General features: G+C 52.3%; 14 protein-coding genes. 9 read left to right on the top strand and 5 right to left on the bottom strand.

Features of this window, described 5'->3' with window-relative positions; genetic code table 11:
- Nucleotides 1–20 precede the first annotated feature (20 nt).
- From B3355_RS00270 to B3355_RS00235, 8 genes are all read left to right on the top strand, one after another.
- On the top strand, nucleotides 21–1,049 hold the full coding sequence (locus tag B3355_RS00270; protein ID WP_292778996.1) for a septal ring lytic transglycosylase RlpA family protein: 1,029 nt from the start codon (nucleotides 21–23) through the stop codon (nucleotides 1,047–1,049).
- A 100-nt stretch (nucleotides 1,050–1,149) separates the two neighbouring features.
- Nucleotides 1,150–2,247 carry a D-alanyl-D-alanine carboxypeptidase family protein gene (locus B3355_RS00265; RefSeq protein ID WP_019880870.1) on the top strand — a complete coding sequence of 366 codons (1,098 nt, stop codon included), beginning with the start codon at nucleotides 1,150–1,152 and terminating at the stop codon, nucleotides 2,245–2,247.
- Nucleotides 2,248–2,294: 47 nt separating this feature from the next.
- Nucleotides 2,295–2,582 carry an HP0495 family protein gene (locus tag B3355_RS00260; protein ID WP_019880868.1) on the top strand — a complete coding sequence of 96 codons (288 nt, stop codon included), beginning with the start codon at nucleotides 2,295–2,297 and terminating at the stop codon, nucleotides 2,580–2,582.
- 14 nt (nucleotides 2,583–2,596) lie between these two features.
- Nucleotides 2,597–3,211, top strand: coding sequence for a lipoyl(octanoyl) transferase LipB (gene lipB / locus B3355_RS00255; RefSeq protein ID WP_292778992.1), 615 nt, complete (start codon nucleotides 2,597–2,599; stop codon nucleotides 3,209–3,211).
- On the top strand, nucleotides 3,201–4,196 hold the full coding sequence (gene lipA, locus B3355_RS00250) for a lipoyl synthase (protein WP_019880866.1): 996 nt from the start codon (nucleotides 3,201–3,203) through the stop codon (nucleotides 4,194–4,196). Before lipB ends, lipA begins: the two co-directional genes overlap by 11 nt.
- A 46-nt stretch (nucleotides 4,197–4,242) precedes the next feature.
- Nucleotides 4,243–5,553 (top strand): glutamate--cysteine ligase, encoded by a 1,311-nt coding sequence (gshA, locus tag B3355_RS00245; RefSeq protein WP_292778988.1) that lies wholly within the window; start codon nucleotides 4,243–4,245, stop codon nucleotides 5,551–5,553.
- 18 nt (nucleotides 5,554–5,571) lie between these two features.
- A complete protein-coding gene (gene gshB, locus B3355_RS00240) occupies nucleotides 5,572–6,519 on the top strand; it encodes a glutathione synthase (protein WP_292779250.1) in 948 nt (315 codons plus the stop codon).
- A gap of 112 nt (nucleotides 6,520–6,631) precedes the next feature.
- The gene (locus B3355_RS00235) at nucleotides 6,632–7,906 is read left to right on the top strand and encodes a D-amino acid dehydrogenase (protein ID WP_292778985.1); all 1,275 of its coding nucleotides are present in this window, start codon (nucleotides 6,632–6,634) and stop codon (nucleotides 7,904–7,906) included.
- Nucleotides 7,907–8,276: 370 nt separating this feature from the next.
- Here B3355_RS00235 and B3355_RS00230 read toward each other — a convergent pair whose 3' ends face one another.
- From B3355_RS00230 to B3355_RS00215, 4 genes are all read right to left on the bottom strand, one after another.
- On the bottom strand, nucleotides 8,277–9,134 hold the full coding sequence (locus tag B3355_RS00230; protein ID WP_292778982.1) for a PEP-CTERM sorting domain-containing protein: 858 nt from the start codon (nucleotides 9,132–9,134) through the stop codon (nucleotides 8,277–8,279).
- Nucleotides 9,135–9,407: 273 nt separating this feature from the next.
- The gene (locus tag B3355_RS00225) at nucleotides 9,408–11,528 is read right to left on the bottom strand and encodes a TonB-dependent receptor plug domain-containing protein (RefSeq protein ID WP_292778979.1); all 2,121 of its coding nucleotides are present in this window, start codon (nucleotides 11,526–11,528) and stop codon (nucleotides 9,408–9,410) included.
- 51 nt (nucleotides 11,529–11,579) lie between these two features.
- On the bottom strand, nucleotides 11,580–12,422 hold the full coding sequence (locus B3355_RS00220; protein ID WP_292778977.1) for a substrate-binding domain-containing protein: 843 nt from the start codon (nucleotides 12,420–12,422) through the stop codon (nucleotides 11,580–11,582).
- Between the two features lie 278 nt (nucleotides 12,423–12,700).
- Nucleotides 12,701–13,624, bottom strand: a complete 924-nt coding sequence (locus tag B3355_RS00215; RefSeq protein WP_024930271.1) for a bestrophin family protein — start codon at nucleotides 13,622–13,624, stop codon at nucleotides 12,701–12,703.
- 162 nt (nucleotides 13,625–13,786) lie between these two features.
- Between B3355_RS00215 and msrB the strand changes: the two genes are divergently transcribed.
- On the top strand, nucleotides 13,787–14,233 hold the full coding sequence (gene msrB, locus B3355_RS00210; protein ID WP_024930270.1) for a peptide-methionine (R)-S-oxide reductase MsrB: 447 nt from the start codon (nucleotides 13,787–13,789) through the stop codon (nucleotides 14,231–14,233).
- 55 nt (nucleotides 14,234–14,288) lie between these two features.
- Here the strand turns inward: msrB and B3355_RS00205 are convergent, their stop codons facing one another.
- Nucleotides 14,289–15,278: a catalase family peroxidase gene (locus B3355_RS00205; protein ID WP_292778971.1), complete on the bottom strand. Its 990-nt coding sequence runs from the start codon at nucleotides 15,276–15,278 to the stop codon at nucleotides 14,289–14,291.

Genomic DNA, 15,278 nt, shown 5'->3' with positions numbered 1-15,278 from the left:
AACACCGATTAAGGAACAGGATGTTTTTTTACTTGCAACGGTTATGCATCGTCACGCTGGCCATCTGGCTGGCAGCTTGTAGCAGCAGCATGCCTCCCCGGCAAACCGCACCAGCAGCGGCACCGACCAGGCCTGCCACCAGCGGCGCTGCCAGCTCGACACCTACTCCCGCTACCAACAACCCCGCAACGAATGGCTCAGTCATTGGTGGCCCCAAAGTCATTAACATCGACCCCAAACCAGAGACTAGCGGCAATCCGACTGACGGCATAGACCCGAACATCCCGCTCGAAACCACCATCACGCCCAAGCTGGAACCGATTGTCAAAGGCACCACCAAACCCTATATCGTCAATGGTGAAACCATGACGCCGATGTCTGAAATCAACACACCGTTCACACAAACCGGACATGCTTCGTGGTATGGCAAAAAATTCCATGGCCGCCGCACTGCCAGTGGTGAACCCTATGACATGTTCAAATTAACCGCTGCGCATAGAACGTTGCCTATTCCAAGCTATGTACGCATCACCAACCTCAGCAATGGCAAAACCATCATGGCACGCGTCAATGACCGCGGCCCGTTTGGCCGTGACCGCATCATAGACCTCTCTTACGCCGCGGCCAAACAACTGGATATTATTCGCCATGGCTCGGCACAAGTTGAGGTGTCACTGATAGACCCGACCCAGCAAACGCCGTCGCAACAAATCCCATCGCAACAACCATCGGCATCACCTGCTGCCAGCAATACACCGACCCAGGCAATCACCACACCAGCCGTAGTATCCGCCAACCCACTGACGACACTGGAAGCCGGTGGCATTTATGTACAAGTGGGTGCATTTGGCCAGGAAGAAAATGCGGACCGCCTGCACCAGCGCATTTTCACCACCCTGCCAGAAACACAATCCCTACTCAACAAAGTGTATAATGGAAAAACGTTCCAGATTGTGCTGGGGCCTTATCCGGATCACGCATTAGCAGCGCAAGCCGCCAGCCAGATGCGTGACAAATTGCAGTTACCTGCACTGATATTTTCGCGGTAGTCTTTTTCCGTTAGCAGTTTTCTTCTCATTAATTTTTATTCTCGTATAAATGATGACCATGTGGCGTTCCTGTATTGCTTTTCTACTTTCCATTCCTTTAATGACCGTGGCGGCCGAAGCCATCACTGGCAATGTGCCGACACCGACATTGGCGGCCAAAGCCTTTGTGCTGCGCGATGCCAATACCGGCAGTCTGCTGGCAGCGAGTAACCCGGATATGCCGGTTGAGCCTGCGTCACTGACGAAAGTGATGACGGCTTACCTGACGTTTGAAGCGGTAAAGCAAAAACGCCTGGCACTGACACAAACCTTGCCGGTCAGCCAAAAAGCCTGGAAAGTCGAAGGCTCTAAAATGTTTATCGATACCACCATGACGGTCACGGTGGATGAACTGTTACATGGCCTGATTATCCAGTCTGGCAATGATGCCGCCATTACCCTGGCAGAAGGCATTGCGGGTAGTGAAGAGTTATTTGCATCATTAATGAACAAAAAAGCGGCGGCCCTGGGCATGAAAAACAGCCACTTTGTAAATGCCACAGGCTTGCCAGACCCTACGCACACCACCACTGCGCGCGACTTGTCGATCTTGGCCAATGCCCTGATTCGCGACTATCCACAAGACTATGCGCGCCTGTATTCACAAAAGTCTTATACCTATAACAACATCACGCAGCCTAACCGCAACCGCTTGCTGTTTCTCGACCCCAGCGTGGATGGCATGAAGACCGGCCACACGGAGTCTGCAGGTTATTGCCTGATTTCTTCAGCCAAACGTAGTGACTTCCGCTTGATTTCTGTGGTCCTCGGCACCACTTCAGATAATGTACGCGCGGCCGAAAGCCAGAAACTGCTGAACTTTGGTTTCCAGTTTTATGAGTCCAAGCTGATTTACGCAGCAGACAAAGCCATTACGCGTCAAAAAGTATGGAAAGGCACCGAAAGCGAAGTCGATTTAACGGTCGCCAAACCAGTCTATTTAACATTACCGCAAGGTGAGTATGCCAATATGAAGGCGAATCTGCGCATTGCAAAACCACTGGAAGCGCCATTAAAAGCGCATCAAACCGTGGGTGCAGTAGATTTTAGCCTAGGCGGCAAAGTGGTACACAGTGTGCCGCTGGTGACCGTGCATGCCGTTGAGGCCAGCAATATCTTCTCACGCATGATCGACCAGGTCCGCCTGTATTTGCAGTAAACCCTTGTCGTCATAAAGCGGAACAAGCACAAAGGTAGGTGAACCCCATGACCCAGCAAGAACAAACGCCTGCGGCGGAAGAAACCCTGATTGAGTTTCCCACCAACTTCCCGATCAAGGTCATGGGCGAAACACATGACGACTTCACACTCGAAGTCACGCGCGTGATTCAGGGCCATTGGCCAGAATTCGACACGCACCTGATAGAAATGCGCGGCAGCAGCAATGGCAAATACCTGAGCCTGACCTGCCTGGTGTATGTCACCTCCAAACCGCAACTGGACGATATCTACCGCAGCCTGACCTCGCACCCGATGGTCAAGGTCGTGCTGTAACCTGCTTTGCCTCCATGCCTGCTCTGCAAATCCGCCAGCTGGGCTTGACTGATTATGCAGCCACGCTGGCTGACATGCAGGCATTTACCGCAGCACGCAACCAAGACACGCCAGACCAGCTGTGGGTCACCGAACATCCGCCGGTCTATACACTGGGCCTTAACCGCCGTGGCGTACGCCTGCCGCAAAACGGCATCCCGGTGGTCAATGTAGACCGTGGCGGCAAAATCACTTATCACGGCCCCGGGCAGTTAATCATTTACTGCCTGGTTGATCTGGCGCGCAGCCACTTGAATGTGCGGCAACTCGTCTCCATCTTGGAAAACAGCCTGATAGAATTTCTGGCCGCACACGGCATTGCCGCCGAAGCGCGTGCCGATGCACCCGGCGTTTATGTGGATGGCAAAAAAATTGCCTCACTCGGATTACGCCTGAAAAACCAGTGCTGCTATCATGGCTTGAGTTTGAATATAGAGATGGATCTACAACCGTTTGCCGACATTGACCCTTGCGGTTATGCTGGCATGCAGATGACGCAAACCCGGGATTTAAATATCGCGCTGAATATGACTGACATTGCAGCGGATTTAACCCAACGATTGAAAGAGAAACTGACGCATGTCAGATAATTCCACCCAAGAACATCCAATCGACGCGCGCCCGGCCAAAAAGGTGGCCGGTGTCAAAGAAATCGACGCAGCCAAGACTTCGCGTATTCCGATTAAAATCGTGCCGCAACCCATGCTGCGCAAACCAGAATGGATACGCATGAAGGTGCCGGATTCGGCCCGCTTCCAGGAAATCAAACAGGTATTGCGCGATAACAACCTGCATACTGTGTGCGAAGAAGCCAGTTGCCCTAATATTGGTGAATGTTTTAGCGGCGGCACCGCCACCTTTATGATTCTGGGTGATATTTGTACCCGCCGCTGCCCGTTCTGCGACGTCGCCCACGGCAAACCGTTGCCTCCAGATGCCAATGAACCGGAAAACCTGGCGCGCACGATTGCACAGATGAAACTGCGTTATGTAGTCGTGACCTCGGTCGACCGTGATGACTTGCCTGACGGTGGCGCCCAACACTTTGTCGATTGCATCCGCGCCATTCGCGCCCAATCACCGCAAATTAAAATAGAAATCCTGGTACCGGATTTTCGTGGCCGCCTGGATGTTTCACTCAAAATCCTGCGCGAGGCGCCGCCGGACGTCATGAACCATAACCTGGAAACCGTGCCACGCCTCTACAAGCAGGCCCGCCCGGGCTCTGATTACCAGCACTCCCTCGACTTGCTCAAGCAATTTAGCCAGATGTATCCGCATGTGCCGACCAAATCCGGCCTGATGCTGGGCCTGGGCGAAACTGATGAAGAAATTCTGGAAGTGATGCGGGACTTGCGCGCGCATGGTGTCAGCATGCTGACATTAGGTCAATATTTACAGCCCAGCGTGCACCACTTGCCGGTATTGCGCTATGTCACGCCACAAACCTTTGACTGGTTTAAGCAACATGCAGACGCCATGGGCTTTGATAATGCCGCTAGCGGCCCGATGGTACGCAGCAGTTACCATGCAGACCAGCAAGCGCATGCCGTGATCGAACAACCCTCATCATAAGCAGTGCCGGCATCCCCGGCCAACAATAACAAGCACAGGAGCAACCATGGTTCCACACTTAACAACGGCTTTGAGCGGACCACTGTACACGCTGGAAAAACGCGTGTTACAGGCGATGCCGGACATCGAACACTGGTTTCGCACGAAATGGCAGGAAATCCCCGCGCCGTTTTATGCCAGTGTGGACCTGCGTAATGCCGGTTTTAAAATCGCGCCGGTAGATACCAATTTGTTCCCTGGCGGTTTCAACAACCTTAATCCTGAATTCTTAAGCCTGTCTGTGCAAGCGGCACAAGTCGCCGTCGAAAAAATCTGTCCTGACGCGCGCCGTTTATTGCTGATTCCGGAAAACCACACCCGCAACACTTACTACCTGCGCAATGTGGTGGAATTATGCAATATCCTCAAAGCCGCAGGCATGGAAGTACGCGTCGGCAGCCTGTCACCAGACATCACTGAAATCACCCGACTGGAAACCCATGACGGCCTGCCCTTGATCCTGGAGCCGCTGGTGCGCGTGAAAAACCGCCTGCAATTAAAAGCGGCTGCGTTTGAGGGTGTCGATTACCCAGCCTTTGATAGCTGTGCCATCCTGCTCAATAATGATTTGTCCGGCGGTGTGCCTGACATGTTACAAGGCTTGGAGCAAAACCTGATTCCACCTTTGCATGCTGGCTGGTTTATCCGCCGCAAATCACAGCACTTTGCCGCCTACGACAAAGTGGTCGAGGAGTTCTCGCAATTACTGCAAATCGACCCCTGGTTGCTGAACCCCTATTTTGACACCGCCAGCGGTATTGATTTCCATGCCCGCGTCGGTGAAGACTTGCTGGCAGACAAAGTCGATGCCATCTTGAAAAAGATTCAAACCAAGTACGATGAATACGGCATCACCCAACAACCGTTTGCCATCGTCAAAGCCGATGCCGGCACTTATGGCATGGGCATTATGAGTGTGAAGTCAGCGGATGAAGTACGCGACCTTAACCGTAAAGCACGCAACAAAATGTCGGTGATCAAAGAAGGCATGCAAGTGTCTGAAGTCATGATCCAGGAAGGTGTGTATACCTTCGAGAATATCAACGATGCCGTGGCTGAACCCGTCGTGTACATGATGGATCACTTCGTGGTTGGTGGTTTTTACCGCGTGCATACCGGTCGCGGCATTGATGAAAACCTCAATGCTCCTGGCATGCATTTCGTGCCACTGGCGTTTGAAAAGCCCTGTACCCTGCCCGACTGTGCGGGCGCCCCTGATGCGCCGCCTAACCGCTTCTACGCTTATGGCGTGGTGGCTCGCCTGGCCTTGCTGGCAGCCGGCATGGAGTTACAGGACAATGATCCACTGAATGCATAATTGAGCCAGAGGCGCATGATGAAATTGCTGTTTATTCTCGACCCGCTGCATACCCTTAAAGCGTATAAAGACACCAGCCTCGCCATCATGCGTGCTGCGCAAGCGCGCGGACACCAGTTATGGGTGTGCGAGCAACACGACTGGCACTTGCAGCGCGAAGTGGCGCTGGTCGATGTCCAGCCATTTGCATTGAATGACAGCAGCTGGACCGTGGGCGAGAAAACCACACAGACACCAAGCAGTTTTGATGCCGTGCTCATGCGCAAAGACCCGCCGTTCGATAACGAATACCTCTACAGCACCTATTTGCTGGAGCTAGCGCAACAACAGGGCGCGCGCATCATTAACGACCCTGCATCTATCCGTGGCTGGAATGAGAAATTGTCCGTCGCGCGCTTTCCGCAATTTGCGCCACCATTCATTGTCACCAGCAAACAAGAGAAAATACTGGCGTTTTTGGCCGAACATGAGGACATCATCGTCAAGCCTCTTGATGGCATGGGCGGCAGTGGCATTTTCCGTTTACGTAAAGATGACCCGAATATCTACGCCATCCTCGAAACGCTGACCCAATTTGAAACGCAAACCATTATGGTGCAGCGTTATATTCCAGAAATTGTCAAAGGTGACAAACGCATTCTGATCATCAATGGCGAACCGTTACCGTATGCCTTGGCCCGTATCCCTAAAACCGGCGAAACACGCGGCAACCTGGCCGCGGGTGGCAAAGGCGTCGCCCAACCATTAAGTGACCGTGACCGTGAAATCGCCGTGACAGTTGGTCAAACACTCAAACAACATGGCCTGTTTCTGGTCGGCCTCGATGTGATTGGCGATTATTTAACCGAGGTGAATGTCACCAGCCCGACTGGCATGGTTGAAATTGCTGCACAATCAGCAACATGGGCGCTGCCATGCGACCCGGCAATGGTGATGATACAGACGCTGGAAAAGCTCACGCCCTAGCACGCTCACAAAACTCAAACTATCTACATACTCAATTATCAAGTTTGCTAATATGACTCATGTGATTTGAAGTCATTAGTGATATCGTCGTTGCAGTCGTAGGAGTGTCATCATGCGTGTGTTGGTGCTGGGTTCTGGTGTTATTGGCGTCACAAGTGCTTATTACCTGGCATTAAAAGGCTTTGAAGTAACAGTCGTCGATCGCCAGCCAGCCGTCGGCCTGGAAACCAGCTTTGCCAATGCAGGCCAGATTTCACCCGGCTACGCAGCACCCTGGGCCGGGCCAGATGTGCCGCTCAAAGCGCTCAAATGGTTGCTGCAACGCCATGCGCCGCTTTCCATTAGGCCAGACTTCAGCGTATGGCAATTGCAATGGATCACGCAGTTCTTACGCCACTGCTCAAGTGATCACTACGATATCAACAAATCCCGCATGGTGCGTCTGGCCGAATATAGCCGTGATTGCCTGCGCGCATTACGTGCCGATACAGGTATCCATTACGAAGAGCGTTGCCGCGGTACGCTGCAAGTCTTCCGCACACCCAAACAACTCACTGCCGAAACCAAGGATATTGCCGTACTTAGCCGCATGGGCGTGCCTTTTCAACATGTAGACCCAGAGGGTTGCGTGCGCATTGAACCGGCACTGGTGCATGTGCAAGACCAGTTGCTGGGTGGCTTGTACTTGCCCGGTGATGAAACTGGTGATTGCCAGCTATTTACCTCCCGGCTGGCGCTAGCAGCACAAACACTGGGCGTGCAATTCAGGCAAGACATCGCTATCGAGCGCCTGATCACACAACAAGGCCAGTTACTTGGTGTAGAAGTTAAAAATGCACATGGTACCGACGCTTTGATGGCAGATCATTATGTGGTCGCCCTGGGCAGTTACTCACGTCAGCTGATGCAAGGATTGGGCTTGAATTTGCCCGTTTATCCGGTCAAAGGCTATTCCCTGACCGTACCGATTATGCGTGCTGACGCTGCCCCGGTCTCGACAGTGATGGATGAAACCTACAAAGTAGCCATTACCCGCTTTGATCAGCGTATCCGCATAGGGGGCATGGCGGAACTGGCTGGCTTTGACCTCACCCTAAACCCACGCCGACGCCAAACACTGGAGATGGTCTTAAATGGATTATTTCCACATGCAGGCGATATATCACAAGCGTTGTTCTGGACTGGATTGCGCCCGATGACACCGGATGGCACCCCCGTTATTGGCCAGGCAGATTCCCGCTATCCTAATGTATGGCTGAATACCGGCCATGGCACTTTGGGCTGGACCATGGCTTGTGGCTCAGGGCAGGTGCTTGCTGACCTGATAAGCCATGACAACCCCGCCATTGGCGCTCAAGAATTCAGTCTCAAACGCTATTCTGCTTAACGCCTTCCTTGTATTTGCCCTGTGCCAAAATGTAGCTTTGAACTGCAATTTTTAAAATTGATGCCATGGCTGATCAATTAAAAAACCTGCAAGCCGCGTGAGGTCAATCTAACGCTCAACCCGTCGATGCCAACTTTACCGATTTCCAGGAACGCGGCTCTACCGATTATTTGTAGGAAAATCGATGGGTATTTCTTATAAAAACAATACGGATAAAGAGAGGACAATCATCGTGGCAACTCCACAACAAAAAAATAGCAGGCATGATTGCATGCCTGCTGTGAAGCAACGTCGACCCCGGGCGCGCGATGTCCCATAGCGAATCGTGTAATCCGCACCTACAAAACTAATACAGGTGCGGAAAATTAAGTCAGACTCTACGGCGACGAACTGTTGCGCCGATGAGACCTAGACCAGCCAAGAGCATGGCTATGTTCTCTGGTTCTGGCACTGGCATAACCGAAACCACGTCAAAACTTAAGGTTGGTAATGCTTGCCCTTGTCCACCAGTGAAAATAATCATCCCCAAAGTGTCGGCGGTACTCATCAGATAAAATGAAGTCTCTTTGTTGGTGCCGCTTGCTGATGCAGAGAGGATGTCAGAGAAGAACGACGCGTCTGATGCAAGGTTATAGCTCAAGCTGACGTATCCGGTACCACCGGCAGGCACGGTAAAGGTTTCCGACCCCAGCAGTGAAGTGCTACCTGCCCAGCTTTGTAGCGCTGCAGCGTTGCTGGCGTAGACTGGGTTGAGTTGGCGATCTGTCGGCGTGCCTTTGGACTGTGCCCAGTCGTCATTGCCCACCCAGTAAATATCGAAAGTTCCAGAGCCAATGCCAAAGCGCGAGTTGTTCTGAACAGAGTATGAGGATGTAAAGGAGAGACTGGCGTTGGCGACATTCCAGTTGCCAGCCCCATAGGTGGTGTTTAGAGAGTCGACAATCGAGCCGATATTAAAGCTGAAGGCTTCGTTGGCTGCCAATGCATTGCCCCCGGTATTGGTCTTAGAGAGGCTGCCCTGGACCCCACCTGCGCCACCGGCCCATCCCCAGCCATCGACGGCACTGTAACTTGAAAATATCATGTCGCTGGCCGTTGAGCCCGTGCCGCCAGCCCCCCCGCTACCCACAATCGAAATGCTTTCATGTGTCAGCGTAGCTGCACTGACATTCCCGATAAAGGTTGCGCCAAGTAACCCTAGAAGGATGGTTGGTAGATGTTTGTTCACCTTAAGACTCCTACGCGTTGTTGAGTAAATAAATGGGCACTTGTAGTGTTCCCCTAGATGCATTATACATATCGCTATATACGAGTGTATATAGCGATACCGCCTGAGTTTTTTGCTGGGATTGGTTAGTTCCCTATGATTGTGGCAATGTAACGAAGCGGATGTTGATGAAATCGCCCAGAATCTAGGTGTATACCGACCCGGCCCGCAGATCGCTGGAATTCAAGATACCGAGATGCATTCCGATATTGCTCTTCATAAATAAAGGCCCCTCTAAAACTTGAACGTGACGCCAACCTCCGCATACCGACCCGGTGCAACAAGATATGCCGCTGTGTAATATTCTTTATTGAACAGGTTTAGAAACTTGACGTAGTAGTCGCTATTTCCCACGGTCTTATTCACCTTCAAATCAACCACATGGTAGTCCGGCAAATTCTGGGTTCCGAAATAAGTAGCGACACCATTCACCACGTTAGTGTAATTTCCATCACTACTGGCGTTACCGCTACCCTGGCTATACATGCTTCTCACCGGCCCAACATAGTTTACGTTCACATGTGCGGTGAAGCTGCTCCCGGTGTAATTGACGCCATACGAGTATTTACGCAATGGAATATCGGCCACTTGCAATTTCATCGCCGTGTCATAAGCATTCGTATAAGAGTAATTTGCAAATACCTTAATGCTTTCGCCAACCATTTGGCTAACTTCCGTCTCGTAGCCCAGCATTTCAACTTCAGGTATGTTGAAGTACTGGGTGTGTCCGCCACCGCCACCGGCACCTTTGATCATGTTCGTAATGCGTCGGTTGAACCCCGTCAGACCGAACCTGAGTCCAAAGTCTGTTAAAGTCTCTACCCCCACTTCACGATTGAGACCCACTTCTGGCAAAACAGTCGCACCAAAGTAAGGAATAATCGTCCCTCCACTATTCAGCGGAGCCAGTGCGGGTGCAGATCTTTCCATCGCGGTGGGGGCTCTGAAACTCTTCCCGATGGAAGCACGTAATGCAATACTTTCGATTGGCCTGAAATTCAAAGCCAACACTGGATCGTCGGATGAGTACACACCTTTCTGCTCTTTATTGGCTGGTCTCGTCCATGTGACATTCTTTACGGCGACATGATCTTCGACTTCATTGTGCCGAAAGCCTAAGCTCATACTGAGTTGGCGGGTGACATTCCACACGTCTTGCAGATAATAACTCTTGGCTGTGTAATTGTAGTCGCCACTGGCATAAGTCACCGGAGGAGTGCCTGGTGGCAGAGGGGTTTGCTCCTCAAAACGCCGTCTTTCTTCCGTATATCCCCAAGTGGCTGTATTGGCTTTGCCGATTCTGATCGTGTGTTGCAATTCATAGCCAGTCGTATTGCCACTCCAGTCTATTTGCTGGAAACCGGATGTTGTGAGCAAACTACTTAATTCGGACCGAAAAACTTTCAAACTGATATCGTTATTTTCGTTCAGCTTCTGGTTATATACGGTGCCCAAATATGACTCCTTGATAGGGTCATATCCCCAGTCATAAGTGGGACCACCACCGGTGGCGCCCCCACCGAAATAATTGTTTTGCATCGTCAGTGTACTGCCCCCACCGGGATACCCCACACGCGCTGTTGCGTTATATCGGTTTGGCAATTGCCTCGTCGTTTCCGAATGTGATCCGAACACAGTAAGAGAAGCCTTTGGATTGATATCCCACTTCAGTTTTCCGTTGAGGTATTGCGAGTCTTCGGCCGTATGGCTTTTAAAGCCCCCGATGTTGTTCGGATTGTCGTCATAGCCATCTGTGCTGCTCAGCTTCGCGCCAAGGTAATAGCTGACACTTTCGGTGCCTCCAGCCAGCGAGGCCGAATATATTTCTGAACCCCAGCTTCCCTTAGCTAGCCCCAGCGAGCCGGAAAGTTTTCCGCTGGCATTTTTCGTTGTGATGAATATCACGCCACCGGGCGCATTGCTGCCGTAAATGACGGGAACAGGCCCCTTGAATATTTCGATTTTCTCAATGTTGTCAGTAGGGATGATAGACAAATCGATTCTTGCGTCCCCACCGCCGTTGATCATCACTCCATCGATAATGACCTTGGTGCTATTGGCATCGCTACCGCGTATCTGCGATACCTTTCGCCCCTTCACATTGCTGCCGGTCACGTACAGACCTGCGACATCCTTCACGGCCTCATCTACCGTTTGCGCCCCTTTGGCCTTGATCTCTTCCGCCGTCACAACCGTTGATTTCACGGGGATTGCGAGTGGATTAAGCTTTTTACCTGTGACTACGACATCACTCAGCTCTATATGGCCAGCACCTGTATTACCTTCCTCTGCGGCGGGCACGGCAAAGGCGAAAGCCAGCAGGGCTGTAAGAAAAAAAAGTTTGATACCTTTCACGAAATCGCTCCCTACGCGTAGTGAATACTTATACGAGTATGGTTAACGAAATCAATGCGTGTCAGCCGCCGGTAGCGGGAACACCCAAGGGCCTCCAGCTTCTTTGTCGGCAGCCACCAGATCGGCTTGGCCAGCGGGGCTGACGAGGTAATCTACAAGTTGCCGGGCAAGTTCACGTTGGCGAGTATTTGCTGGATGGCGCGGCCCCGGCTCAACCACCACATATACCCGGCGCATGGCCGGATCACCCTTGAGCAACACCGCCATGCCTTTGCTCGGCATCTTGCCGAAGGCCACAGGAATGTGGCCAACCACCGCGTAACCATGCTTGTCGGCAGCGGAGCGCAGCACCTGCTGGGGCGACTCGGCATCATCGTATAACTGCTGGCGTGGCCCCGGTCGCAGGCCAAGAGAACGGAACAGGCCGTGCACGATGCCAAAGCTACCGGGATCACGGAAGCCGATCAGGGGCGCGTCGGCGGCCACGATACGGCGCATGGCCTCGGCGGCACCCGGTGCCTCGGCCACCTTGGCTGGATCATCAATTGGCCCGACGATCACATGCTCATTCATTGCCCAGGCACGCAACGGCGCAGCCACACCGGCGGCTAACAGGCCATAGGTCTCATCGCTGCCATGAATCAGCAACAAATCAGCCTCACCATCGCGAAAGATGGGCACCACGCCTTCTTTGGGAGCCGCAGCCACAGTCTCAATCTTAAGGCCGGTTTCCTTGCTGGCACGCTTGGCGAGGGCCGGCCAGACGCCCGAAAGCACCAGTCCCCCTACCACGGCCACTTTGACCCGGGCCTCGGCAGTCGTATCCTGTGCTGCTTCACTCGTCGCCAAGCAAATCGCCAGTAGGATGGCAAGATACCCGCGGCAAGATTTCATGGTCTATCCTTTTTTAAAAGTGGTGTCCGCCCGAATGGCGTATCGTTATACCCATTAGTATATAGCGAACGTCGCATTAATCCTATTGAGGAATAGCTAAATTCGACTGGAAATCCAAAATGCCATACCAATGAATTACACACTTGGCCGCGAGTGGCGCACGCCGCCACTATGGCGGCGGTGAAGCCGATACGGCCAGAATGCGCTTTCTCCACCTGAGTAAAGAGGAGCAGGCAACCCTGCTGAAACTTCTAGAGTCGCTTTAGCAATGACGTGCGCTACATGAGTACAAATTCTTTTGGTACTGGCGATGCGGGTAGCGTCTCATCGCCTAACGCTTCCCTGAGTTCTATCTCAATCAAATCGGTCAGTGCGTTAATCGGTAATGCGTTGGCAATTGGCGCAAAAGGCTCCTCCAGTTCGTTACCCAAGGCATCCAGCCCAAACAAGGTGTAGGCGGCTAGTGCGGTCACAAAGGGGGTTGCCCAGCCCAAGGTGTTGGCAAAACCAAAGGGCATTAAAAAGCAAAATGTATAAGCCGTGCGATGCAAAAGCAAGGTGTAGCCAAAGGGAATCGGCGTGTTCTGAATGCGCTCACAAGCCGCCTGAGTCAGTGCCAATTTCTGAATTAATTCCTCAAGCAGGTTAAATTGGATAGGCTGAATTCGACCATCCCTTAACGCTTCGATCAAGATACGCTCCATGGCGCGCAAAATGACCTCCGGTGGATTTTTACTCTGGGTAAATGCGCTAGCAGTGGCCGCAGGCAACAACCGTGTTATTTTTGGCAATTGATCGCCCGGCCTGAGCTGCATGAGTAGCGCATGCGCGTAAGCGATGTTGTGCTCCAGAAGCTGTCTACGTGACGGGCTGAGGCTACCATCCAGGTGATCTAGAATCTGGCTTAAACGCGCCAGGTTTCTGGCTGTCAGCATAAATTCCCCCCAAATTTTTCTCGCCTCCCACCAGCGCTCATAACAGGCATTGTTTCTAAAAGCGAGAAAGATGGACAAGGTAATGCCCAGCAGGGCAAACGGTCCACCATCAAACTTGGGTAACCAGTCGGGCTTCAAGGTGTACACAGACACCACCGCAGCGGACAGCGTTGCCACGAACACCAGCAAGGGCATGATTCTGAGCACGATCGAGCCTTTGATGATAAAAAACAGCTCTAACAAATGTGGTCTGGGTCTGACGATCAAGGGAAGTCTCCTGCCTGGCGAACCATTGCGATAATGTTATACTCGATAGTCTGTAGTCTATCTGCCAGTGCAGCACCTGTATGTTTGAAAAAGACATGGGAAACCACTGGTTTAGCATTTTTTGTCGTCTGTGCCGTGCATCATCGCTAATGGATTAACATTATGTTGAAATGGAAAGATATCCTGAAACTTGCCAGGGAAGGAAACCTGGCCCCCGATCACAAATTACAGAAATCCATTCGTGCCTGGCGCGAGATTCTGGATGACGAAGTATTCGCAATCACGCGCCTGAGTGCGACCGAGCGGCCATTTTCGTCAGAAATGTGTGTCGCTTTCACGCCAGGGCGTTACGCCTGTACCTGTTGCGAGCAAGTGCTGTTTGATTCCGGGCAGAAATTTGAATCCGCTTCCGGCTGGCCTTCATTTGACCAACCATTGGCCAGCAATGCGATCGCTTACTTTGCCGATGAGAGTCACGGCATGCAGCGCGTTGAAGTGAAGTGTAATGTGTGTGACGCGCACCTGGGACATGTGTTTCCAGATGGCAAAACAGAAAGTGGCCTGCGTTATTGCATTAACGGCAAAGCCATTACTTTTGTCGCCCATTAAAAAAGCGCTGACCTATTAGGGCCAGCGCTTTGTCTCTTGCAGTGATTCGCTAAATTTAGTGCGCAAGCCTTCTGCCGAAACTCACCGCATAAGCCGTAGGGCGTGCCAGCAAGATAGGATCCTGGCTAGGCGCAATGCCGTCCGTCAGCTGTAGCGGGTTAAACATGATCGGCTTCTCTGCCGCTTTACTATCAGCCACGGCTTTATTGAGTGTTAACGTGCCCAACTCTATCGTTTTACGGCTATCCGGCCATACCACGGTCGCGTTATTCACTTCATCGCCCTGCTCTGCCAATTGCAGCAACAATTTGTATTGCACACCTTTGGCCTGTACGCGCTCCACAATATCGGTCATCAGGTAATCTGGCGCTGCCTTATCCGTGGCTTCCTTGCTTAAATATTGTGCACCGGCGACAGGCACAATCTGATAACGACCGTAGACTGATTTACCAGTAGCATTCGTGAATGCAAATGCATTCACCCCAAAAAATGGCTGGGTGGCAAAACTCACCGGTGCTGGTTTCGGGGTGGTCACAAACTTAAGGGCTGCCGGATGCGTGCCTAAAAACTGTTCCACCGGGCTAGGTTTGGCCGTGCTGCCTGCTGAATCACGCACGGCATTCAGCAGGCCCAGAAAATCCTCAGGTGTCGCTGCCGGAAAACCATTGACCGAAATACTCACAATGTCAGTCGCCGTACCATCTGGCAATTGAAAGCGAATCGCGATGCCTTTAGGAAAAGCGTTGCCATTGGCGTCGGGAATATTAGGCACCCCAGTCGCGTTTGAAAAACGCACCAGCACCGGCGACGCTTTCTGAAAATGCACAGCCTGGCTAATGCCTGCCGCCTGCGCAGTTGGTGTAAACGTGCCCTCAACCAGCACACCCTTGGCGTGGTTGGCGCGATAGCCCGCATGCGGGCCGCCGGAGAGCGTTGTCAAGGTATCGACTAATTGCTCAGTCACGGGTTTATCATCGGCCCATGCTGGATTCGCGGTGGCAAAAGCGGCAGCGAACAACGCGCTCAGGATTGCTCTTGTTTTCAT

This window comes from Methylophilus sp. UBA6697 (genome assembly GCF_002454655.1).
Taxonomy (GTDB): Bacteria; Pseudomonadota; Gammaproteobacteria; order Burkholderiales; family Methylophilaceae; genus Methylophilus.
This window is presented reverse-complemented; position numbering and strand designations above follow the sequence as displayed.

Excerpts from the sequence above, each read along its gene's own strand:
- gshB (WP_292779250.1), top strand. The coding sequence starts at position 5,572 with ATGAAATTGCTGTTTATTCTCGACCCGCTGCATACCCTTAAAGCGTAT.
- msrB (WP_024930270.1), top strand. The coding sequence starts at position 13,787 with ATGTTGAAATGGAAAGATATCCTGAAACTTGCCAGGGAAGGAAACCTG.
- B3355_RS00205 (WP_292778971.1), bottom strand. The coding sequence starts at position 15,278 with ATGAAAACAAGAGCAATCCTGAGCGCGTTGTTCGCTGCCGCTTTTGCC.
- lipB (WP_292778992.1), top strand. The coding sequence starts at position 2,597 with ATGCCTGCTCTGCAAATCCGCCAGCTGGGCTTGACTGATTATGCAGCC.
- B3355_RS00260 (WP_019880868.1), top strand. The coding sequence starts at position 2,295 with ATGACCCAGCAAGAACAAACGCCTGCGGCGGAAGAAACCCTGATTGAG.
- gshA (WP_292778988.1), top strand. The coding sequence starts at position 4,243 with ATGGTTCCACACTTAACAACGGCTTTGAGCGGACCACTGTACACGCTG.
- B3355_RS00235 (WP_292778985.1), top strand. The coding sequence starts at position 6,632 with ATGCGTGTGTTGGTGCTGGGTTCTGGTGTTATTGGCGTCACAAGTGCT.
- B3355_RS00220 (WP_292778977.1), bottom strand. The coding sequence starts at position 12,422 with ATGAAATCTTGCCGCGGGTATCTTGCCATCCTACTGGCGATTTGCTTG.
- B3355_RS00270 (WP_292778996.1), top strand. The coding sequence starts at position 21 with ATGTTTTTTTACTTGCAACGGTTATGCATCGTCACGCTGGCCATCTGG.
- lipA (WP_019880866.1), top strand. The coding sequence starts at position 3,201 with ATGTCAGATAATTCCACCCAAGAACATCCAATCGACGCGCGCCCGGCC.
- B3355_RS00265 (WP_019880870.1), top strand. The coding sequence starts at position 1,150 with ATGACCGTGGCGGCCGAAGCCATCACTGGCAATGTGCCGACACCGACA.